Below are 20,407 nucleotides of genomic sequence, written 5' to 3' on the forward strand. Positions count from 1 at the left end.
GACCTCGTCGAGATCGAAGGGCTTGCCGAGATAGTCGTCCGCGCCGCTGTCGAGGCCGCCGATCCGGTCGGCCACGGTGTCCTTGGCGGTCAGGAGCAGGACCGGCGTGGGGTTCTGGCAGCGCCGCAGTTCGCGCAGGACGTCGAGCCCTGAGCCGTCCGGCAGCATCAAGTCGAACACGAGCGCGTCGAACGTCGCGGCGGCCAAGGCAGCCCGGGCGTCGCCGCAGGACGCCACCGCATCGACCGTGAAGCCGTGAATGCCAAGACCGACCTTCAGCCCGTCGAGCAGCACCGCATCGTCTTCGAGCACAAGAATACGCATCGAGCACCTCCGCGGGCTCTGTGGTCCGCTCGCCTTAAGGCAGCCTTAAGGTTGGCCGGGAGTTTGGGGACATCATTCCGGATTCGAGGTTCTCCCTTGTCCCACAATCCTATCCGAATTTTGTTCGTGCTTGCTGCGTTTGTTCTCAGCTCGGCCGGGGCGCAGGCGCAGTTTAAAATCCCGAGCGCCGACGAGGCGTTCAGGCTCAGCGCCTCGAAGAGCGCCGATGGAGGCGTCATCCTCGACTGGGCGATTGCCCCGGAAATGTATCTCTATCGCGACAAAGTGATCGTGTCGGCCTCTCCCGGCGATGCCCAGCCAATACCGGTCGAGACCAGCCCCGGCATCAAGAAGGACGATCCGACCTTCGGCGCAACCGAGGTCTACCATGACGCGGCCCGCGCGACGGTGTCGGCCGGCTCGCTGGCCGCCGCCGGCTCGCCGCAGACGATCCATGTCACCTACCAGGGCTGCGCTGAAAAACTTGGCATCTGCTATCCGCCCGAGACGAAGGCCATAGAACTCGCGACGCTTCCAGCGGCGGCGAACCAGAGTGCAGCGGCTTCGAATGGCAGTTCACCCTGGAGCACCGTGCCGACTGGCCCTTCTCAGGCGGTCGGGACCACAACGTCCACCAGCGCCGCCCCATTGGCCTCGCAAGCCGCTCCACAGGACAATGTCTGGATGAGCGGCAGCCTTGTCTCGGTCCTGGCGACCTTCCTCGGCTTCGGGTTGCTGCTCGCCTTCACCCCCTGCGTGCTGCCGATGGTCCCGATCCTGTCGGGCATGCTCGCCCGCAGCGGAGGCCAGCTCTCGGCGGGGCGGGGACTCGCGCTCTCGACCACCTACGTGCTCGCCATGGCGGCGGCCTATGGCCTGCTCGGCATCGCCGCGGCCTGGTCCGGGCAAAACATCCAGGCGGCCCTGCAGACGCCCTGGGCGCTGGGCGCCATGAGCGTGCTCTTCGTGGTCCTCGCGCTGTCGATGTTCGGTCTGTTCGAGCTCCAGCTCCCCAGCTCCTTGACCAGCTTCATCTCCGGCCGGACCTCCGGGATGGGCGGCTCGCTTCCCGGCGCGGCGGCCCTGGGCTTCACCTCGGCCCTGATCGTCGGCCCTTGCGTGACGCCGCCGCTGGCAGGAGCACTGCTTTACGTGTCCCGGACCGGCGATATGGCACGCGGCGCCGCAGCCCTGTTCATGCTGGGCCTCGGCATGGGCCTGCCGCTGATCGTGTACGGCACCATCGGGGCCAAGGCCCTGCCGAGATCCGGACCTTGGCTGGTGCGCGTCAATCAGGTTTTCGGCGTCGTCTTTCTGGGTGTCGCTGTCTGGATGCTTGCCCGCGTCGTGCCGGCCCAGGTGACACTTGCTCTATGGGCCATGCTCGCCATCGGAGCCGGCGTGTTCCTCGGCGCCTTCGATCCGGTGCCGAGCTGCCCGGCCCGCCGGGTCGCGAAGGCGGCGGGCATAGCGGCGGTGCTCTATGGCGGCACCCTGGTCGTTGGCACGGCAGGTGGAGCAACCGATCCGCTCCAGCCGCTCGCCTTCCTGGCCCGCGGATCGCAACCTGAGCCAACGACTGAGCTGGCAGCTACCCAGGTGACCACGCCCGAGCAGTTCGATGCAGCAATCCGCAGGGCCCAAGCACAGGGCCAGCCGATCCTCGTCGACTTCACGGCCGAGTGGTGCGTGACCTGCAAGGAGATCGACCGCGATGTCTTCGCCAATCCCACCGTGCAGGCCCGGCTCAAGGACGTGGCGTTCATCAAAGCGGACGTGACGGACTACAACGACGCGAGCCGCGATCTGATGCGGCGCTTCGGCGTGGTCGGGCCGCCGACGATCCTGTTCCTCGATCCGAAGACGGGACAGGAGATTGCCCCGGCCCGCACCATCGGTGCGGTTGATGCCGACGGCTTCCTCCAGAAGCTCATGCTTTCAGGTGTCTGACACCAGCCCCGTGTTTATCCTTTCGATTGGAGCTGACGGATGCAGCGCCGGACTTTCCTGACCCTCGCGGCCGGCCTTTCGGGTGGGGCGCTCCTGCCGGGCCGGGCTGACGCAGGAGCCGCCGAAATGGCGTTCGCACGCGTCACCACGCCAAACGAGTTCGATACGGCCGTCGCCAGGGCAAGGGATCAGCACAAGCCGATCCTCGTCTACGTCACCGCGGACTGGTGCCCGGTGTGCGGGAGCGTCGACCGCCAGGTCTTCTCCAACCCGATCATCATGATCCGTCTTTACCCCATCGCCCTGATCCGTGCCGACGTCTCCATGATCAGCGACGGCAACCGGGCCCTCATGCAGCGCCTCCGGGTGCCTGGTCCGCCGACGATGTTCTTCATGGGGCCCAAAGGCGGCGGGGAGATCCCGAGGACGCGCCTGACCGGAAGCGTCAACGCCAACCTTTTCCTCGACACCCTTAATCTCACTGGCTTCTAGCCGACCCACCCCACAATCTTTTCGGAGTCACAGAGTGCCCCTGATCACCAAGTCGCTGTTGTCCGCCCTCGTCGTCGGGCTCTCCCTGGCTCTTGCTTCCCTGTCCGCTCCGGCTCGGGCCCAGGACATGGCTATCTCGGTCGATGCGATCCTGAACGATCCGCAGGCGCCGGTGGGCGGCAATCCAAAAGGTGATGTCACCATCGTGGCGTTCCTCGACTACAACTGCCCCTTCTGCAAGAAGTCGGCGCCCGACCTGGAGAAGCTGGTCAAGACCGACGGCAAGATCCGGCTGGTCTACAAGGACTGGCCCATCCTCACGCCCGCCTCCATGCACGGCGCGCAGCTGGCGCTGGCGGCCAAGCACCAGGGCAAGTACGAGCAGGTGCACCACGCCCTGATGGCCATCCCCGGCATGCGGATCAGCCAGGAGAAGATGACCGAGGCGGTCCGGCAGTCCGGCGTCGACATGGAGCGCCTGAACGCGGACCTGAAGCAACACGGCCCCGAGATCCGGGCACTAATCCAGCGCAACCTCGATCAGGCCGACGCGCTAAGGCTGTCGGGAACGCCGGCCTACCTGATCGGCCCGTTCAAGGCTTCGGGCGCGCTCACCTATAAGCAGTTCCGGGATGCGGTCGCCGAGGCCCGCGCCCAGGGCACGCGATAACCCGCGCCCGCTCCCATGCTTCGATTCACATTCCACTGACTGCCGGGATATCCATGTTCAGTCTCACACAGCTGGTACAGCCAGCCGGTCTCCTCCGCGCTTTTGCCCTGATCCTCCCGCTCGCCCTGGCCGCGTGCAACACAACAGCCGCACCGCCTCCACCTGTCGCTGCGGCACCTGCTGTCGATCCCGTCACGGCCGAACGCTACGCCGCGGTGACCACCGACAAGCATCCGGTGCCCGGTGTCGATCCCACCACGCTCAAGCCGCGCAATGTGCGTCAGCTCGTGGACTACGCGACCACCGAGAAGCCGGGGACCATCGTGGTCGATACGGACGCCCGCTTCATCTACCTCGTGCAGGAGGGCGGCAAGGCGCTGCGTTACGGCGTTGGCGTCGGAAAGGAGGGGCTGGAGTTCAAGGGCACGGCAACCGTGGCACGCAAGGCGCAGTGGCCGCGCTGGACGCCAACGCCCGACATGATCAGGCGCGAGCCGGAGCGTTACAAGAAGTGGGCCGGCGGCATGGAGGGCGGCACCGACAATCCGCTTGGCGCGCGCGCCCTGTATCTGTTCAAGGGCGGCAAGGACACGCTCTACCGCATCCACGGCACCAACGAGCCCGAGACCATCGGCGAGGCCGTGTCCTCCGGCTGCATCCGCATGATGAACCAGGATGTGATCGACCTCTACAGCCGCGTTCCAACCGGCGCCAAGGTGGTGGTCCTGTGACGGCCATCCACCCCTTGCCGTGACATTGAACCTGATCGGAGTGATACCATGGATTTCGACAGACGCCGGATCATCCAGGGCGCCGCGCTCGCCCTCTTGGCTCCCTCATCCTTCAAGGCCGCCCAGGCCCAGAGCGGGGAGGGCTGGCACCCGCTCAAAGGTGACGATGGCACGCCCGTGCCCAACGCGCGCCTGCCGGTCGAGCTGACCAACGAGATCGAGCATCTGCCCGGCGTGATCTGGGTCGGCTCGAAGAGCACCGCCGTCACGCTTTACGAGTTCTACGACTACAACTGCCCCTATTGCCGGGTGGCGGCGAAAGACCTGCACGATCTGGTGAAGAAGAGGCCGGAACTGCGCCTCGGATTGATCAACAACGCCATCCTGTCGCTCGGATCGATGCAGGCCGCCAAGGTGGAACTGGCGCTTTTCCTGCTGAAGGGGCCTGCGGTGGCCTACGAGTTCCACCGGCGACTGTTCGCCATGCCGGGCTCGAACGACGGCGCACGGGCGCTCAAGGTCGCCGAGGATCTGGGTGTCCCGCGACGCCGGATCGAGCCCATGGCCGACAGCGAGAAGGTGGGCGGGATGCTGCGGGAGCAGATCCAGCTCGCGGCCAACCTGGGCCTGGTGGCGACGCCGTCCTTCGTGGCCGGCGGGATCGGCGTGCTCGGCTATCCCGGCCCGAAGACCATCGGCAGGATCGTCGCCGCTCTCGACCGATGCGGCGACGCCGTCTGTCCAGACTGATGCGGCGCGTCCGATCAAGTTGCAACAACGAAAGCCTCGAAGAATGCGGATGAACTCGGCGCGTGGCGTTTCGAGCGGAGTGATCCTTGTCGCGGCCTTGGCGGGGTGCGTGACGGTTGGTGATCAGAAATACCTCCAACCCGTGCCGCCGAACCTGGTGGCCAGCATGCAGACGAAGGGGGATGACGCTCTCCGATCCGATTCTCATCCGGGTCTTCAAGAAGGAGGCCGAACTGGAGGTCTGGAAACGCGACGGATCAGGCCAGTACACGCTTCTCAAGACCTACCCGGTCTGCCGCTGGTCGGGGCAGCTCGGGCCGAAGATGCAGGAGGGCGACCGCCAGAGGCCTGAGGGGTTCTACACGGTGCGTGCGGGCCAGATGAACCCGAACTCCGCCTGCTACCTATCCTTCGATCTCGGCTTCCCGAACGAGCTGGACGGGGCGCTTGGCCGGACGGGGTCGGCGCTGATGATCCACGGCGCCTGCTCGTCCTCGGGCTGCTTTGCCATGACGGATGACGGCGCCGCCGAGCTCTTCGCCCTGGCGCGGGAGGCCATCCGGGGCGGGCAGGAGGGCTTCCCCGTTCAGTCCTTCCCCTTCCGCATGACGCCGGAGAACCTGACCGAGCACCGGGCCAGCCGGCACATCGCGTTCTGGCGCAACCTCAAGGAGGGCTCGGACCACTTCGAGACGACCCGCCGGCCGCCGAAGGTCGCCAGCTGCGGCCGACGCTACGTGTTCAACGCCGGCCCGAACGATCCCGGTGCGCGGTTCGGCGCCGGGGCTGCGTGTCCTCCGTACACGGTCGAGGCAGGAGCCGCCATGATGGTCGCGGCCAAGCAGGCAAGCGACGAGCGACGGGTCAGGGAGATCGTGGTCTCAGGGAAGGCCGCAGTTTCTTACACCTATCTCGATGGATCGATGCACCCGTCGTTCCAGGAGATCCTGCGTCGCGCGGGACCGACGCGGCTTCAGGCCCTGACCTCGGGGCCGGTGGAGGTCAGCCGTCCGGAAACAGCCCTGGCCGAACCGAAGGTCACGCCGGCAGGGCCCGCCCCGGCCTGGGCCTCCGGCACCGTCCAAAACGACGGAACCTGAGTGGCTGATCCCGGTCGATCCCTGTAGCCGTTTCACCGGCATCTGCTAGAGGGAGGATCCGATCCCCACACAAGGACCGGGAGACCAATCCCGGCGAGGACATTTCCTTGGCCTTCTTTGCCCTCGGCACATCGTTCTGCATCGCGCTGGCAACGCTCATCTCCGCCGAGGTGGTGAAGGCGGTCGGCGGTCCCATGGCACTGTCGCGCTGGCGCATGCTCATCGGCTTTCTCATGCTGGCCCTCATCGCCACCGCGGTTGGAGGTTGGGGCAGCCTGTCGGCCGGCCACCTCCCGTTGATCGTGCTGTCGAGCCTCGTGGCCATTGTCGTGGCGGATCCGGCGCTGAACGCGGGCATCGCCCTCATCGGGGCGCGGCGGACGGGGCTGATCTTTTCGCTGAGCGCACCCTTCGCCGCGGGATTGGGGTTTCTGGTTCTCGGGGAGACGCTCGGCCCCAGCCAGTTGGTCGGCTGCGCTCTGGTGGCGGGAGGGATCGCCTTCGCCGTTGGCTTCAGCCGCAAGCCGGCGGCTTCAGGCACCGGTTCGGACCGGAACGCCTCCATCCATGCCGAGGTCCGGCTGTCGGCCGCGGGCGTTCTGCTGGCCGTGCTCGCCGCCTTCGGCCAAGCCGTCGGGATCCTCTCCATGCGGCCAGTGATGCTCGACAACCCGGATCCTTTTGCGGTAATGGCGGCCCGCGGGCTCGTGGCCGTCATTGTGCTGTGGGCTTGGCATCTGGCATTCCCGGGGACGTGGAAGACCGGCATCACCGTCCCGGACTGGAAAACCCTGGCCCGTGTCTCACTCGGGGTCTTCATCGGTTACGTGGTCGGGATGTCGATGCTGATGATCGCCCTGACCGGCACCAGCGTGGCGGTCGCCTCGACCCTCTCTTCGATGGCGCCGGTCGCCATTCTGCCGATGCTGTGGCTGCGCACAGGCACCAGGCTCGCATGGCAGGCCTGGTGCGGCGCGTTCGTGACAGTGCTCGGCACCGCTGTCCTGTTCTGGCGCTAGGAGGCCTCTTGGAGGGGCAGGAACAGCCGCCCGCCCCTTTGGGGCGTCGATCAAGCCGGTTCAAGACGATCAGGTGCTGGAAGACCGCTTGCCGGAGGTGGCCTCCAGTTGCGGCCGCAAGGCTTCCAGATTGTAGCCAGCCTCCGAGGTCGTCTGCAAAATCTCATTGACCGAGAGGCGGTCGCTGGCCGCCAACGCCCACAGGGTCGTCGAGCGCGTCCCTGTGCGGCAGAAGGCCAGCGCCGGCTTCGCCGCCCCGCCGAGGGCCGTCCTGAACGCCTCGACCTGGGCGTCTGAAATCTGGCCCGAAACGGCCGGGATGTGATGGTACGCGAGGCCCAGGCGTTGCGCGGCGGCCGCCAGCTCCTCGCTTGGGGGCTGATCCGGAGCCTCGCCGTCGGGACGGTTGTTGATGATGGTCTTGAAGCCCGCGGCCGCGGCCTCCTCAAGATCCCGTTCGGTCAGTTGATGGGCGACCGAGATGTTGGGTGTCAGCTTGGTGACCTTCATGCGACAGCTCCTTTCAAACGGTTGAGAACCGGCGGACCCAGTTTTGGAGGGTGGACAGGTTGGCCAGCCCAGCCTGCCGCGCAACGACTGAGCCGCTTTTGATGACGAAAAGGGTCGGAATGCCCTGAACACCGAGCCGCCCGGCCAGTTCCGGCTCGTTGTCCACGTTGACCTTCACGAAGCGGGCCTTGGGTTCGAGCTCCTTCGCCGCCCGCTCGAAGATCGGCGCCATGGCCCGGCAGGGGCCGCACCAGGGCGCCCAGAAATCCGCGATCACCGGAATGTCGCTGCGCTCGGCGTGGCGCTGGAAACGCTGGCCATTGAGCTCGATGGAATGACCTTCGAAGAGCCTTGCCTTGCAGCTGCCGCAGACCGCCTGCGATGCAGGACGATCCTGCGGAACGCGATTGACGGCGTCGCACCGGGGACAGACCACATGAAACGATTTCGACATGGACCACCTCCTGTCTTTGCGCCTCAGAGCAGGTTGAGGCTGCGCACCAGCATGTAGATCGCCACGACAAAGATCAGGCCGGCAAAGACCGTGTTGAGCGCGCCTTTCCTGCCAGCGAGTTTCGTGCCCAGGCGGGCGCCGAGCAGGCCGCCCAGCACCCCGCCGCCAATGAACAACGCCGCCAGGGTCCAATCGACCAAGCCCGAAGCGGCGTAGTTGGCCGCGGTGGTGAGACCGAAGCCGGTCACGGCCACAAGGGAGGAGCCGACGGCGTACAGGATCGGCATACCGGTCGCCAGGATCAGCCCCGGCACGATCAGGAAGCCCCCGCCGATGCCGAAGAAGCCCGACAAGGCTCCCGTTGCCAAGCCGATCCCCACCAGCTTGAGGACGTTCCCTCGGCCGAGGCGGACGTTTCGGTCACCCTCGCCGGAGCGCTTTTGCAGCATGAGGGCCCCGACGATCATCATCAGCACGGCGAACAGGGCGAGGAGCTTCTGGCCGTCGACCATCTTGCCAAGTGAGGAGCCGCCGAAGGCCCCGAGGATGCCGGCGACGGTGAAGACCAGGGCACAGCGCCACTTCACGTTCTTGGCGCGGGCATGGTTGGCGAGATTGGCGGCGGCGTTGGCCGCCACCGCAATCGCGCTCGTGCCGATGGCCACGTGCGGGTTGGTTACGCCGACGAGATAAACCAGCAGCGGCACCGCCAGGATCGAGCCGCCGCCGCCCACGAGGCCGAGCGTGAAGCCGACGAGCGAGCCCGAAGCGAGGCCGAGGGCGCTCTGGGTGAGGGACAGTGTGATCATGGTCTTCTGCTGTGGCGGCGATAGAGGTGTTGATTGCGTTAGGCGTGCTTAGGGCGAGCGAAGGCGGCGCGGTTCCAGGGCGCTTTCTTCAGGATCCGGGCCATGCCGCAGAACCCGGTGGCCCCCGCCACTGTCAGGCCGGCGCCGACAAAGGCCGGAATGGCAAAGAACCAGGGCGACACGAACAGGCCCAGCATCGTGCCGAGGAAGACCATGCTGCCGGCCCCGATCTGCACCTGACGCTGCATCTCCAGGGGCTGGCGGCGGTCGACCGCGACGGGCAGGCCGGCCTTCTTCCAGGCGTCGAGGCCGCCCTCAACGATGAAGGCCTCACTCGCGCTGCCGGCTTTGGCGGCAAGACGGGCAGCGTTGCCCTGGGTCCGGGCGCCGCTCTTGCAATGGAAGATCACGCGCTGGCCCGGTTGGTGGCCAAGGTCCGCTTGGTCCAGCCGGGACAGAGGCGCCAGGCGGGCGCCGGGGATGTTCTCCCGGGCGTGTTCGTCGGCGTCGCGGATGTCGACGAGGATGGCGCCCTGGTCGAGCAGGCGCTTGGCTTCGGCAGGGCTGAGGGTGGGAAGCGGCATGGTGGGTCTCCAGATGGGGATCGGCCGTAGAGGCGGCGCGCATTAGATTAGATATTGCTTATTTAGATGATTCTTATATATTGTCAACCACAACGGCGGACGAACCATTGAGGAGGTTCAGACCATGTCAGGCCAACCCATCATCCGAGCATTCTTCGACGAGCCCACCAACACCGTCAGCTACCTGGTGGCGGATCCGGCAACGAAAAAGGCGGCGATCATCGATCCTGTCTTCGACTACGACCACAACTCGGGCACGGTGGACACGCGCTCGGTCGAGGCGATGCTGAAGGCGGCCGAGGAGGCGTGCTACACGGTGGAATGGGCGCTGGAGACCCATGCCCATGCCGACCACCTCTCGGGCGCGCCCTACATCAAGGCGAAGACGGGCGCAAAGATCGGCATCGGCGAGCACATCAGGGACGTCCAGAAGATCTTCCGGCCGATCTTCAATGCCACCGACCTGAATCCGGATGGCCGCGACTTCGACCACCTGTTCAGGGACGGCGAGCGCTTCACAATCGGCGGACTCAATGTCGAGGTGCTTCACACGCCCGGGCACACCCCCGCCGATATCTCCTACAAGGTCGAGGACGCGGTGTTCGTGGGTGACACCATGTTCATGCCCGATTATGGCACTGCCCGCGCCGACTTCCCCGGCGGCAACGCTCATCAACTCTACCGCTCGATCAGACGCCTGACCGCGCTACCGCCTGAGACCCGGCTGTTCATCTGCCACGACTACAAGGCGCCGGGCCGCGACACTTATGCCTGGGAGACCACGGTCGCGGAGCAGCGCGAGAGGAACGTGCATGTGAAGGCGGGTGTCACCGAGGGGGAGTTCGTGGCCATGCGAACCGCCCGTGACGCGAAGCTGGCTGCACCCCGGCTGCTGCTGCCCTCGATCCAGACCAACATCCGTGCTGGGAAATTCCCGCCGGCTGAAGCGAACGGCGTCCGCTACCTGATGATCCCAGTCAAGATGAAGGGCGGTGCCGAGGAGGTCGTGTGATCGGAAGAGCCCTGACATTGGCGAATGCTGGGGCTCCTTTCACGCTTCGAGATCAGCCCGGGACGGGATGACCATGCCAAGCGCACGGCGAAAGCAGGTCGTGAAGCAAGTCCACACACTTCCGTGAGGTGGGATCCATCGGCGGAACCGTGCTCCTGACCGGACGTCTGTAGGAATGTCGCCTTGTATTCCTACGTGAAGGACTTTTCTCTATGCGTCTTGTTGGTCTGCTTGCCGCGTCTTTGTTGGGCGCTCTCACCTTCGGAGCCGGTTGGGCAAAGGCAGATGTGCTGATCACCGTCGACAAGACCACCCAGCGCATGTCGGTCTCCGTTGATGGTCAGCCGCGCTACGCTTGGACGGTGTCGACCGGCAAGGCAGGGTATGAGACGCCGGTTGGCACCTTCGGGCCATTACGTCTGGTGAAGGACCATGCCTCCAAGGAGTGGGATAACTCGCCCATGCCGCACTCGATCTTCTTCACGCACCGCGGTCATGCCATACACGGCAGTAACGCCACCCGAAGCCTGGGGCGGACCGCTTCGCACGGCTGCGTCCGCCTTGCGCCGGCACACGCGGCCAAGCTGTTCGCCCTCGTCCGCAATGAGGGAATGCGGAACACAAAGATCGTGATCCGTGGAGACGAGCCGAGGAAACTCTCCGCACGGACGGTGAAGCGAAGTCGGCCCAAGGCCCGGGATGCGGAACCGTTATCTGGAGCAGATTATTCCAGCCGCCAGCCGCAGCGTACTGAGGCACGGCGCCCTGCGCCAGCCTATCGCTACGGAAGTGCGCTGAACACGCGGGCCATCTTTGATTGGCGATGAACAGTGATCTGCCTCTCGACTCCAAGATGGGCATATACCCAGAACGCGAAGCATCCTGCGATCTCGGCCGGCGCCGCCGCGATGTAGGCGAGGGCGGTCAGTGGTGGCTCTTGGGGCCATGCCCGTGGCTGCCCGAAGTCCCATAGCCGCGCAGTTCACTGTAGCGGCGGACTTGCTCGGGCGTGAGGACCTCCAAGGCGAAAGAGTGATAGCGCAGGTGGGGCCCGCGCAGCGCGCCCTGGGTCGCACCGATGTCGGGCGTGGCGGCCTGCAGGCTCGCCGGGGCGACGGACTGGGTGGCGAACTGCCGGTCGAGGTCGGTCTCCTGCGCGATCAGGCGCTCGCCGAGCGGCACCGTCTCCGTCCTCATGGCCGCATGGAGGTCCCGTACCCGGGTGCGCTGCTCCCCAGTCGGCCCGAGCCGGTCGCCGAGTTCCAGGACATGGATCGGGCCCGGATAGCCGTTGAGCTCAGCTGGCAGTGCAAGGCCCATGCCGCGTCCCGCGCGAAGATCGGCAATCTGCTGGTCGGACGGACCCTTGATCGGCCGTGCCTCCAGGCCGGAATAGGGTGAAGGGGAAGCATGCTGGGCTTTGGCAGTGCCAGCGGCAATGAGGGTTGCGGCCGTCACGATCCATAGGCGGAACATGGACGATCTCCTTTCGTAGGGACAGGGATCAGAGCAGGCGGGCTCCCTGGTAGCGGGCGAAGGTTGTCCGGCTCGATGGCCCGAACAGCACCACCTCGTAGGTCTCCGGCACCATGCCCTCCATCTCCATGCCCGGCGAGCCCATCGGCATCCCGGCAACAGCCAACCCCTTGCCCGTCGGCTTCTCGGCGAGCAGGCGCTTAATCGCGTCGGCTGGCACGTGGCCCTCGATGATATATCCCCCGATCTCGGCGGTGTGGCAGGAGGCCAGGTCCTGAGGCACCCCGAGGCGCACCTTCACCCGGTTGATCTCCGACGTCTCGACCACGTCCGCGGAGAAGCCCGCCTGGCGCAGATGGTCGACCCAGGCGGTGCAGCAGCCGCACGTCGGATCCTTGCTGACGACGATCTTCGGAAGATCCTCGGCCTGCAGGGGGCGGGAATACGCCAGCAGGGCGCATGCCGCGAGGCCGGTGACGAGGCTGCGCCGGGTCATGTGCGTGGTGTTCATCGGATTGCCTTTCCGGCAGCCAATCAGGCTGCCTCGCGCTGCGGGTGGTCGGGGCAAGCATGGACCTCGACGGTCACGTGGGACAGCCCTTTGATGCCGGAGAGCCGCTGCTTGTAGACGTCCGGCGGCTGAGGGGCGTCCGATACGACCGAGACGATCAGGCCAGCATGGCCGGGACCCAAGCGCCAGAGGTGGAGGTCCGTCACGCGGTCTTCCCCGACCTCGATGCGTTCGCGCACCGACCGTGTAAGCGCCTGGTCGGGGACCGCATCGAGGAGGGTGGCGCCGGCTGTGCGGATCAGCCCCCATGACCACTGCGCGATGACGACAGCGCCCACCACGCCCATCACGGGATCGAGCCAGCTCCAGCCATAGAAGCCACCGGCAAGCAGCGCCACGATGGCGAGAACTGAGGTCAGGGCGTCGGCGAGAACGTGCAGGTAGGCGGCGCGGATGTTCGTGTCGCCGCCATGATGATGGTGATCGCCGTGCGTATGGCCGTGGTGGTGATCTTCATGGTCATGATCGTGCTTATGGCCATGATGATGACCGTGATCATGGCCGTGATGATGGTCACCGGCCAGAAGCCAGGCGCTGGCGAGATTCACAGCGAGCCCGATCACCGCCACCACCGTCGCCTCACCGAACTGGATCGGGACCGGGTTCATCAGGCGCATGAGGCTCTCGTAGCCGATGAGCAGGGCAATCAGGGCCAGAATGATCGCGCTGGAGAACGCTGCGAGCTCGCCGACCTTGCCGGTGCCGAACGAGAAGCGGGGATCGTGGGCATGGCTGCGGGCGAAGCGATAGGCCAGCGCCGCGATGGCGAGCGCCGCCGCATGGGTCGACATGTGCCAGCCGTCGGCCACCAGCGCCATCGACCCGAAGATCGTCCCGGCGACGATCTCGGCGATCATCATCGCCGCCGTCAGGCCTACCACCATCCAGGTGCGCCGCTCATGCCGGTCGTGGTGCTCGCCAAGGAAGACATGCTCGTGCTGCCAATGGTGCAGGGTATGATGGTGCATCTGATCGCTCTCGTTGCTCACGACTTAGATGGAGCCTCAACTCGTGCTGGGGAGCGGCCCATGGCCGCTCCGGGTTTAGGGGCTACATCTTGGCCGACGACCGGCCGTGGGATCCTACTTGCCGTTCTTCTTGAGCCAGTCCTGCATCTCGGCGATCTCCTTCTCCTGATCGTCGATGATCTTCTGGGCCATCCGCTTCGTCTCTGGATCCTTGGTGTGCTTGAGGGCGACCTTCGCCATCTCGACGGCACCCTGGTGATGCGGGATCATGTGCGTGCGGAAGTCCACGTCCGGGTTGCCGGTGTAGGGCACGTGCATGTTGTGCATCATCTTCATGTCCGCCGCCTTGAAGTCCTTGGTCGAGGCCGGATCGTTCGGCGACGGCATCATGTCCTGCATCATCTTCTGCATCGCCGCCGGGTCCATGTTGCCCATGGGCATGGCGCCGGACATCGGCATGCTGCCATGGCCCTGGTGCGAGGTCTGCGCGTACGCCACGCCTGCCAGGGCGGTGATCGCGAGGGCCGCGATGGTCTTGGTGATCATCTTCATCGTTTTCTCCTTGCTGTCAGGAAAGCTCAGTTGTTGACGAAGCGGGCCTGCACGGCGTGGCCGTCGGCCATGGTGGCCGAGACGACCACGCGGGCGCCTGACCCGAGCGGCTGGGCCAGGGCGCCGACGAGCTTGTTGGGCTCGGCCGGCTGGAGTTGAACGGTCGCCGTCTTGCCGCCGTCCTGCACGATGGCGCGAGCGTTTTTCGTGCCCGCGGACGCCAGCGGCTTGCCGTCGGCCTCGGTGAGGAACAGGACGAGCTCGGAGCCATTGGCGACCAACTCGACGTGGTGTCCGGCGCTGTCGACGACGGGGCCGCCGTTCGGGCCCTTGGCCATCTCGTGGGCGGTCGCCGCCAAGGGGGCGGCTGCGATGGCAAGGGCGAGGACGAGATGCTTCATGGTGTTTCTCCTTGATGGGATCAGAAGGCTTCCGCCGGGGTGAGGCCGCCGGTGCGGCCCTCGCGGCTGGCCCGGATGCGCTCCAGAGGCTTCTTGCCAAAGGTCAGGAACAGGACCGGGGTGAGGAAGGTGTCGATCAGCGTCGCCGAAATCAGCCCGCCGAAGATCGTCACCGCCACCGGGTGCAGGATCTCGCGCCCGGGCTCGTCCGCCCCGATCAGCAGCGGGATGAGCGCGAGGCCGGCGGAGAGCGCTGTCATCAGCACCGGCGTCAGCCGCTCCAGGCTGCCGCGGATCACAAGGTCCCTGCCGAATTGCTCGCCTTCGTAGAGGGCAAGATTGATGTAGTGCGAGACCTTCAGGATGCCGTTGCGGGCCGAGATGCCGGCGAGCGTGATGAAGCCGATCATTGAGGCGACCGAGAGTGGCTGCCCGGCGATGTTGAGCGCGATCACGCTGCCGATCAGCGCCAGCGGGATGTTGCCCATGATGATCAGCGCCAGGGCCGGTGACTGGTAGCGGCTGTAGAGCACCACGAACACGATCGCGAGCGACAGGAGCGACAGCGCACCAATCCGGAGCGTCGCCTCCTCCTGCGCCTGGAAGGTGCCCTCCAATCGGGTGACGTAGCCCTGCGGCCACTGCGTCTCCCCGGTGATGCGGCGGATGTCGGCGATGACCGCCGCCATGTCGCGCCGGCCGTCGGTGTTGCCGAGGACCGCGATCCGGCGCTGGCCGTTCTCACGCAGCACCTGGTTCGGCCCGTCCGTCTCCTGGACGGCCGCGATCATGCGCAGCGGCACGTGTCCGGTCGGCGTGGCGATGAGCAGGTCGCCGAGGCCCGTGGTGGAGCGGTCCTGGTCAGACAGGCGCATCACCACGTCGAAGCGGCGGTTGCCCTCCACGATCTGCGAGACCGTGCGCCCGTTCGACATGGTCTCCAGGGCCTGGGTCACGGTCGCCGGCGTCAGGCCGTAGAGGGCGGCCTTCTCGTAGTCGACGTCGATGCGCAGCTGAGGGATGCGCACCTGCTTCTCGACCTGAAGGTCCACGAGACCTTCGATGCCCGACAGCCGCTCGCGCAGGCCCTCCGCCAGGGTGCGCAACGTGTCGATGTCCTCGCCGTAGATCTTCAGCGCGATCTCGGCGCGCACGCCTGAGAGCATGTGGTCGAGGCGGTGCGAGATCGGCTGCCCCACGTTGAGCGTCGCGGGCAGGACGGCCAGACGGGCGCGGATGTCGCTCATCACCTCCTCCTTCGAGCGCTCCGACCGCTTCAGGTCGACATCGATCTCGGAGGAGTGCACGCCCTCCGCATGCTCGTCGAGCTCGGCCCGGCCCGTGCGGCGCCCGACCGAGATCACCTCGGGCACGTCCTTGATCAGGTTCTCGGCGACCAGCCCGAGCCTGTGGCTTTCGGCCAGAGCGATGCCGGGGTTGTAGGCAAGGCTGATGGTGAGCGTGCCCTCGTTGAACGGCGGCAGGAAGGCCCGGGGCAGCAGGGTCGCCCCGTAGGCCGCGAAGCCGACGCCGAGCAGCACGGTTGTGAACAGGACCCCGCGGTGCCCGAAGGCCCAGCGCAACAGGGCGACGTTGCCCCGCTTGAGGTGGCGCACCACGAAGCTGTCGTGCTCGTGACCCTTCACCCGCCCGGACAGCAGGTAGTAGGCCAGCACCGGCGTCACGGTGATCGACGTGACGAGCGATGCCAGGATCGACACGATGTAGGCTACGCCGAGCGGCGCGAAGAGGCGCCCCTCGATGCCCGACAGCGCGAAGAGCGGGATGAACACCAGGATGATGATCATCGTCGCGTAGACAATGCCCGAGCGCACTTCCTGGCTTGCGGCCGCGATCACCTCCAGCACCGGCTGCGGTTCGGGGAGTTCCCGGTTCTCCTTGAGCCGGCGCAGGATGTTCTCGACGTCAACCACGGCGTCGTCGACGAGCTCTCCGATGGCGATGGCGAGGCCGCCCAGCGTCATCGTGTTGATGGTCAGCCCGAAGGCGTTGAAGACGAGCACGGTCACCAAGATCGAGATCGGGATAGCCGTGAGCGAGATCACGGTCGCCCGCACGTTCATCAGGAACAGGATCAGGATCACGGCGACGACGGCCGCGGCCTCCAGGAGGACCCGCTTCACGTTGTCGACCGAGGTCTCGATGAAGGTGGCCTGCCGGAACTGCAGGTTCGTGGCCGACACGCCTTGCGGCAGCGTCTTCTGGATCTCAGCCAGCGCGGCCTCGATCTTGCCGGTGAGGTCGACCGTGTCGGCGCCGGGCTGCTTCTGGATCGACACGATCACGGCGGGCTTGCCCTGGAAGCCGGCGTCGCCGCGCTTCACTCGCGGGGCGAAGTCGACCTGGGCCACCTGGTGCAGGAAGACGGGCTGGCCCTGCTTGTGGACCACGACCGTGTTGCGCAGGTCCTCCAGCCGTTTCGTGACGCCGACGTTGCGGATCAGGTACTCGCGCCCGTGCTGGTCGACGAAGCCGCCGCCGGTGTTGGTGCCGAAGCGGGTGACGGCCGCCTCGATCTGCTCGTGAGTGACGTCGAGCGCCTGCAGGGCCGCGATGTTGGGCACGATGCGGTACTGACGGACCTCGCCGCCGATGGGGATCACCTGGGCCACGCCTGCGATGGTGAGGAGCTGCGGCCGGATGATGAAGTCGGCGATCTCGCGCACCTCCATCGGGGAGACCGTGTCGCTGGTGACGGCGACCAGCATGATCTCGCCCATGATCGAGGTGACCGGCCCCATCTGCGGGGTGACGCCGGTTGGGAGCTGCTCGCCCACGAGCGCCAGGCGCTCGGCCACGAGCTGGCGCGAGCGGTAGATGTCGGTGCTCCAGTCGAACTCGACATAGACGATGGAGAGGCCGACGCCCGAGACGGACCGGACACGTGTGACGCCCGGCATGCCGTTCATCGCGGTCTCCAGCGGGTAGGTGACCAGCTGCTCGACCTCCTGCGGCGCGAGGCCCTCGGCCTCAGTCATCAAGGTGACGGTCGGCCGATTGAGGTCGGGGAACACGTCCACCGGCACGCGCGGCAGGATCCACGAGCCGTAGGCGACGAGCACGAGCGCGGCCGCGATGACGAAGAGGCGGTTCTTGAGGCTGTTGCTGACGAGGAAGTTGAACATCGCCGTGCCTCACCGGATCTGGTTGATCAGCTCGGAGCCGCGGACCACGATCCGCTCGCCCTCGGCGACGCCGGCCCGGATCACGAGCCGGGTGGCGTCGAAGGGCTCGGTCCGCACCGGCCGCGCCTCGAAGCGCTCGGGATCCGTGTGGCGCCAGACGACTGCCTCGCCGTTGGCGCCGCGCACGACCGCATCGCGTGGCATGATGATGTCCCTGACGGAGGCCCCGTTCTGCGCGAAGACCGTGACTGGCGAGCCGACGGACAGGTTCCCCGGCGGGTTCTCGACCGCGAACTGCACCACGCTGGCCTGCTGCTGGAGCGCCTTGCTGAAGCCCTGGAACGCGAGCTTCAGGGGCGTGCCGTCGACAGCCGTGGCGCTGGCGCCGGTGACCTTGGCGGGGTCGATCTCGCCGTAGACGAGCGCCTCCACCCAGAGCCCCTTCGGGTCGACGATCTGGAAGATCACGTCCTGGGAGGCGACGACCTGGCCGGCGACGACCCGCGCCGCGGCGATGGTGCCGTCGACGGGGGCCAGCAGGACCTCGGGCTCGATGCGGGTCTGGCGCACGATCTCACGCCGCCGGCGCAGGCCCTCCAGCTCGGTCTCGGCGTCCGTGACCTGGCTCGGCGGGGCGACGCCGCGATCCGAGAGCTGGCGCACGCGCTTGAGCTTGGTTTCGGCGACCGCGATCTCCTGCTCGATCTCGCCGACGCGCTCCGACAGCGTGGTGCGGTCCGCCTGGGGCACCGCCTGCTCGACGAGGGCCAGAACGTCGCCCTTCCTGACCGCCTGTCCAATGCGGGGGAGCCCCTTCTCGGGAGCGATGATGCGGCCGCCGTTGATGCTCTGCACGAGGCCGGAGCGGTTCGGGTCGGCGATGACACGTCCGATCAGGCTCACCGCCTTCTGTGCGTCCTCCGGCTTCGTCAGGGTCGTGCGCACGTTGAGCAGGCGCTGGCTCCGCTTGGGGACGAACACCGTGCCGTCCGGCAGGCGGCGGGGCGTGTCGCCCGCGGGGAGGGCGGCCTTGGCGGCCTCGGCCCCGTGATCGTGCCCCTCATGGGCGAAGGCATAGGCCGCCGAGACGACCAGCACGACCAACGCCAAGCCCGCCACTGGCACCAGCTTCCGCCGGCCCCGGGCCACAAGGCCAAGCAGGAAGCCGAGTGCGAGCGCGACGCCGGCGATGACATAGGGGGTGGCCACCTCAATGCTGCCAAGCCGCACGGTCGGTGTGTTTTGCAGGACCTGAAGCGGGGTGCCGCGCGCCGGGGTTGGAGCCGTGGCGACTGCCTTGGCGGGCAGCTGCAGGGTGCCGATCAGCAGGTCGTCGCCGCTCGGGGCGGTGACGGCGAAGATGAGCTCCAGCGGGCCTTCCCCTGCGAACTTGGGCGAGGCCACCGCGAAGGTGCCGTCGGCGGCGGCCTCGGCTTGCGCCTCCTCGTCACCACCGATGGTGACAGTGATCCGGGCATCGGTCACGGGCTCGTTCGAGGCGAATCGATCCAGGAAGATCCCGAGACGCTCACCGCGGAGGACGCCGACGAGCTCGTAGGCGTCCGACTGGGCGGTGACCCGCGGATTGTTGGTGGTCACTGCGGCGGGCGGCGGGGAGCCGTGGTCATGCCCTTCGTGGGCAACCGCTGCGGTGGCGATGGTGGTCAGAAGGCCCAGGCCGATCAGCATGGCCTGGAGGCGGCGCAGGGCGCCGTTGGAACGGGTAAACATTGGGAGGACCCCGGATCATGAGCACATCGTCGGGAGCGACGCGGCTTCGACCGGTCGCTCGGTTACGCGATGCTGGGGGTTCGTGGTGGGCGCTTGAGGCCGTCGAGGCTCATGCCCGTGCCGTTCTGGGACGTGGGCAGGAGCGCAGCCGCTATGCCCATCGGCGCGGAGATGCCGTCGGGGCCGAACGCGGTGAGTGCGATGGCGCAGACGCTGGCACAGCAGGGCGAGGGCTTCGCGTCGGACGCCGTATCGCCGGCATCGGCGGGGTCCAGGCTCTCGTCAAGGTGCTGGTGGGCCACACCGTCGCCGTGAACATGCCCAGCCTGAGGGGCGTGCGCCGCGGAGTGGTTGTGGGCGGCGGCCTGGTGCACGTGTCCTGCCGGGGCAACTGCCGCGCAGTCGGTCGAACCCGGTCCATGTTGGTGCATGCCCGCCATGGCGCCGCCGTGGAGCACGAACGACGTCATCGCCACGAGCATGAGGCTCGCGACGAGACGACGGAAGTGGGTCCACAGGGTGTTCAACGATTCGCTCCTGAGATCAGGGGAGTGATCTGACTGGCAGCCGGTTTCGAAACGGTTACCTCTAGGGTCTTTGTGGCCTTTGTGGGCCACAGGGCCCTGCTATGGCGGATTCGTTCGCCAAGGCAAACCACGCACTCACTTCACTACCACGCTCCCGACCATGCCCGCCTCGCGGTGGCCGGGGATGAGGCAGGCGTACTCGAACGTGCCGGCCTGGGTGAACTGCCAGCGCAGCACGCCGGAGGTCTTCGGGCCGAGGCGCTTGGCGTTCGGATCCTCGTGCGCCATGTCCGGATGTGCGGCCATGGCCTCGGCATGCACCCGGTTCGCGTCGACGGTGCCGATGACGAGCTCGTGGTCAAGTTCGCCGCCGTTGTGCAGGACGAATTGGACCTGCTCGCCCTGGGCGACCTCGATGCGCTCCGGCGCGAACGCCATGCCGCTGTCGGTCTCCTTCATGACCACCTGGACGACGCGGCCGCCCTTGGTGGGATCGCCGGGCCGTCCGTAGGCCGCCTCCCTGGCGTGATCATGGCCGGCATGGCCCGGGTCGGCCCAGGTCACCGAAGTAGGCAGCAGCAAGAGTGCCGTAGTCGCTAGGATGGTTGGAAAAGCACGCATGACCGACCT

General features: G+C 66.8%; 22 protein-coding genes and 1 pseudogene. 9 read left to right on the top strand and 14 right to left on the bottom strand.

Annotated elements, in window-relative coordinates:
• The coding region (locus tag GR328_RS12525; protein ID WP_160884877.1) for a response regulator at positions 1-324 on the bottom strand (324 nt) is incomplete at its 3' end.
• A 126-nt stretch (positions 325-450) separates the two neighbouring features.
• Here GR328_RS12525 and dsbD point away from each other — a divergent pair.
• The 7 genes and pseudogenes from dsbD (at position 451) to GR328_RS12560 (ending at position 7,036) form a co-directional block, all read left to right on the top strand.
• A complete protein-coding gene (dsbD, locus tag GR328_RS12530) occupies positions 451-2,274 on the top strand; it encodes a protein-disulfide reductase DsbD (RefSeq protein WP_343039370.1) in 1,824 nt (607 codons plus the stop codon).
• A 39-nt stretch (positions 2,275-2,313) separates the two neighbouring features.
• Entirely contained in the window at positions 2,314-2,766 is a 453-nt protein-coding gene (locus GR328_RS12535; protein ID WP_160884879.1) for a thioredoxin family protein, read from the top strand.
• Positions 2,767-2,809: 43 nt separating this feature from the next.
• Complete coding sequence (locus tag GR328_RS12540; RefSeq protein WP_160885110.1) at positions 2,810-3,436, top strand: DsbA family protein; 627 nt, start codon at positions 2,810-2,812, stop codon at positions 3,434-3,436.
• 53 nt (positions 3,437-3,489) lie between these two features.
• Positions 3,490-4,164, top strand: a pseudogene (locus tag GR328_RS12545) (L,D-transpeptidase); the annotation flags it as partial.
• A gap of 51 nt (positions 4,165-4,215) precedes the next feature.
• Positions 4,216-4,917, top strand: coding sequence for a DsbA family protein (locus GR328_RS12550; protein WP_160884881.1), 702 nt, complete (start codon positions 4,216-4,218; stop codon positions 4,915-4,917).
• Between the two features lie 182 nt (positions 4,918-5,099).
• On the top strand, positions 5,100-6,017 hold the full coding sequence (locus GR328_RS12555) for a L,D-transpeptidase family protein (RefSeq protein WP_246215844.1): 918 nt from the start codon (positions 5,100-5,102) through the stop codon (positions 6,015-6,017).
• 107 nt (positions 6,018-6,124) lie between these two features.
• On the top strand, positions 6,125-7,036 hold the full coding sequence (locus tag GR328_RS12560) for a DMT family transporter (protein WP_160884882.1): 912 nt from the start codon (positions 6,125-6,127) through the stop codon (positions 7,034-7,036).
• A 69-nt stretch (positions 7,037-7,105) separates the two neighbouring features.
• Here the strand turns inward: GR328_RS12560 and GR328_RS12565 are convergent, their stop codons facing one another.
• From GR328_RS12565 to GR328_RS12580, 4 genes are read right to left on the bottom strand one after another with little or no spacing between them, the layout of a single operon-like run.
• Positions 7,106-7,546, bottom strand: coding sequence for a protein tyrosine phosphatase family protein (locus GR328_RS12565; RefSeq protein ID WP_160884883.1), 441 nt, complete (start codon positions 7,544-7,546; stop codon positions 7,106-7,108).
• A gap of 13 nt (positions 7,547-7,559) precedes the next feature.
• The gene (gene trxC / locus GR328_RS12570; RefSeq protein ID WP_160884884.1) at positions 7,560-8,000 is read right to left on the bottom strand and encodes a thioredoxin TrxC; all 441 of its coding nucleotides are present in this window, start codon (positions 7,998-8,000) and stop codon (positions 7,560-7,562) included.
• 23 nt (positions 8,001-8,023) lie between these two features.
• The gene (locus tag GR328_RS12575) at positions 8,024-8,809 is read right to left on the bottom strand and encodes a sulfite exporter TauE/SafE family protein (RefSeq protein ID WP_160884885.1); all 786 of its coding nucleotides are present in this window, start codon (positions 8,807-8,809) and stop codon (positions 8,024-8,026) included.
• Positions 8,810-8,847: 38 nt separating this feature from the next.
• On the bottom strand, positions 8,848-9,393 hold the full coding sequence (locus GR328_RS12580; RefSeq protein WP_160884886.1) for a rhodanese family protein: 546 nt from the start codon (positions 9,391-9,393) through the stop codon (positions 8,848-8,850).
• 124 nt (positions 9,394-9,517) lie between these two features.
• On the opposite strand from GR328_RS12580, the gene GR328_RS12585 reads away from it, so the two are divergent.
• Together GR328_RS12585 and GR328_RS12590 are read left to right on the top strand one after the other, a co-directional pair.
• Positions 9,518-10,405 (top strand): MBL fold metallo-hydrolase, encoded by an 888-nt coding sequence (locus GR328_RS12585; protein ID WP_160884887.1) that lies wholly within the window; start codon positions 9,518-9,520, stop codon positions 10,403-10,405.
• 212 nt (positions 10,406-10,617) lie between these two features.
• Positions 10,618-11,232 carry a L,D-transpeptidase gene (locus GR328_RS12590; protein ID WP_160884888.1) on the top strand — a complete coding sequence of 205 codons (615 nt, stop codon included), beginning with the start codon at positions 10,618-10,620 and terminating at the stop codon, positions 11,230-11,232.
• A 97-nt stretch (positions 11,233-11,329) separates the two neighbouring features.
• Here GR328_RS12590 and GR328_RS12595 read toward each other — a convergent pair whose 3' ends face one another.
• The 9 genes from GR328_RS12595 to GR328_RS12635 form a co-directional block, all read right to left on the bottom strand.
• Complete coding sequence (locus GR328_RS12595; RefSeq protein ID WP_160884889.1) at positions 11,330-11,881, bottom strand: hypothetical protein; 552 nt, start codon at positions 11,879-11,881, stop codon at positions 11,330-11,332.
• A 28-nt stretch (positions 11,882-11,909) separates the two neighbouring features.
• Positions 11,910-12,392 carry a DUF411 domain-containing protein gene (locus GR328_RS12600; protein WP_160884890.1) on the bottom strand — a complete coding sequence of 161 codons (483 nt, stop codon included), beginning with the start codon at positions 12,390-12,392 and terminating at the stop codon, positions 11,910-11,912.
• 23 nt (positions 12,393-12,415) lie between these two features.
• A complete protein-coding gene (gene dmeF, locus GR328_RS12605; protein ID WP_160884891.1) occupies positions 12,416-13,420 on the bottom strand; it encodes a CDF family Co(II)/Ni(II) efflux transporter DmeF in 1,005 nt (334 codons plus the stop codon).
• 114 nt (positions 13,421-13,534) lie between these two features.
• Positions 13,535-13,972 carry a CopM family metallochaperone gene (gene copM / locus GR328_RS12610; RefSeq protein WP_246215845.1) on the bottom strand — a complete coding sequence of 146 codons (438 nt, stop codon included), beginning with the start codon at positions 13,970-13,972 and terminating at the stop codon, positions 13,535-13,537.
• Between the two features lie 26 nt (positions 13,973-13,998).
• Positions 13,999-14,373 carry a hypothetical protein gene (locus GR328_RS12615; protein ID WP_160884892.1) on the bottom strand — a complete coding sequence of 125 codons (375 nt, stop codon included), beginning with the start codon at positions 14,371-14,373 and terminating at the stop codon, positions 13,999-14,001.
• A gap of 20 nt (positions 14,374-14,393) precedes the next feature.
• Entirely contained in the window at positions 14,394-17,519 is a 3,126-nt protein-coding gene (locus GR328_RS12620; protein ID WP_160884893.1) for an efflux RND transporter permease subunit, read from the bottom strand.
• A gap of 9 nt (positions 17,520-17,528) precedes the next feature.
• Complete coding sequence (locus GR328_RS12625) at positions 17,529-19,250, bottom strand: efflux RND transporter periplasmic adaptor subunit (protein WP_160884894.1); 1,722 nt, start codon at positions 19,248-19,250, stop codon at positions 17,529-17,531.
• 62 nt (positions 19,251-19,312) lie between these two features.
• Positions 19,313-19,777 carry a hypothetical protein gene (locus GR328_RS12630; RefSeq protein WP_160884895.1) on the bottom strand — a complete coding sequence of 155 codons (465 nt, stop codon included), beginning with the start codon at positions 19,775-19,777 and terminating at the stop codon, positions 19,313-19,315.
• A 135-nt stretch (positions 19,778-19,912) separates the two neighbouring features.
• Entirely contained in the window at positions 19,913-20,398 is a 486-nt protein-coding gene (locus GR328_RS12635) for a cupredoxin domain-containing protein (RefSeq protein WP_160884896.1), read from the bottom strand.
• Positions 20,399-20,407 lie beyond the last annotated feature (9 nt).

This window comes from Microvirga makkahensis (assembly GCF_009830105.1).
Classification (GTDB): domain Bacteria; phylum Pseudomonadota; class Alphaproteobacteria; order Rhizobiales; family Beijerinckiaceae; genus Microvirga; species Microvirga makkahensis.

Coding starts and splice junctions, on each gene's coding strand:
- GR328_RS12575 (WP_160884885.1), bottom strand. CDS start 8,809: ATGATCACACTGTCCCTCACCCAGAGCGCCCTCGGCCTCGCTTCGGGC.
- GR328_RS12565 (WP_160884883.1), bottom strand. CDS start 7,546: ATGAAGGTCACCAAGCTGACACCCAACATCTCGGTCGCCCATCAACTG.
- GR328_RS12595 (WP_160884889.1), bottom strand. CDS start 11,881: ATGTTCCGCCTATGGATCGTGACGGCCGCAACCCTCATTGCCGCTGGC.
- GR328_RS12615 (WP_160884892.1), bottom strand. CDS start 14,373: ATGAAGCATCTCGTCCTCGCCCTTGCCATCGCAGCCGCCCCCTTGGCG.
- GR328_RS12620 (WP_160884893.1), bottom strand. CDS start 17,519: ATGTTCAACTTCCTCGTCAGCAACAGCCTCAAGAACCGCCTCTTCGTC.
- trxC (WP_160884884.1), bottom strand. CDS start 8,000: ATGTCGAAATCGTTTCATGTGGTCTGTCCCCGGTGCGACGCCGTCAAT.
- GR328_RS12635 (WP_160884896.1), bottom strand. CDS start 20,398: ATGCGTGCTTTTCCAACCATCCTAGCGACTACGGCACTCTTGCTGCTG.
- GR328_RS12600 (WP_160884890.1), bottom strand. CDS start 12,392: ATGAACACCACGCACATGACCCGGCGCAGCCTCGTCACCGGCCTCGCG.
- GR328_RS12585 (WP_160884887.1), top strand. CDS start 9,518: ATGTCAGGCCAACCCATCATCCGAGCATTCTTCGACGAGCCCACCAAC.
- GR328_RS12590 (WP_160884888.1), top strand. CDS start 10,618: ATGCGTCTTGTTGGTCTGCTTGCCGCGTCTTTGTTGGGCGCTCTCACC.
- GR328_RS12580 (WP_160884886.1), bottom strand. CDS start 9,393: ATGCCGCTTCCCACCCTCAGCCCTGCCGAAGCCAAGCGCCTGCTCGAC.
- GR328_RS12535 (WP_160884879.1), top strand. CDS start 2,314: ATGCAGCGCCGGACTTTCCTGACCCTCGCGGCCGGCCTTTCGGGTGGG.
- GR328_RS12550 (WP_160884881.1), top strand. CDS start 4,216: ATGGATTTCGACAGACGCCGGATCATCCAGGGCGCCGCGCTCGCCCTC.
- copM (WP_246215845.1), bottom strand. CDS start 13,972: ATGAAGATGATCACCAAGACCATCGCGGCCCTCGCGATCACCGCCCTG.
- GR328_RS12625 (WP_160884894.1), bottom strand. CDS start 19,250: ATGTTTACCCGTTCCAACGGCGCCCTGCGCCGCCTCCAGGCCATGCTG.
- GR328_RS12555 (WP_246215844.1), top strand. CDS start 5,100: ATGACGCTCTCCGATCCGATTCTCATCCGGGTCTTCAAGAAGGAGGCC.
- dmeF (WP_160884891.1), bottom strand. CDS start 13,420: ATGCACCATCATACCCTGCACCATTGGCAGCACGAGCATGTCTTCCTT.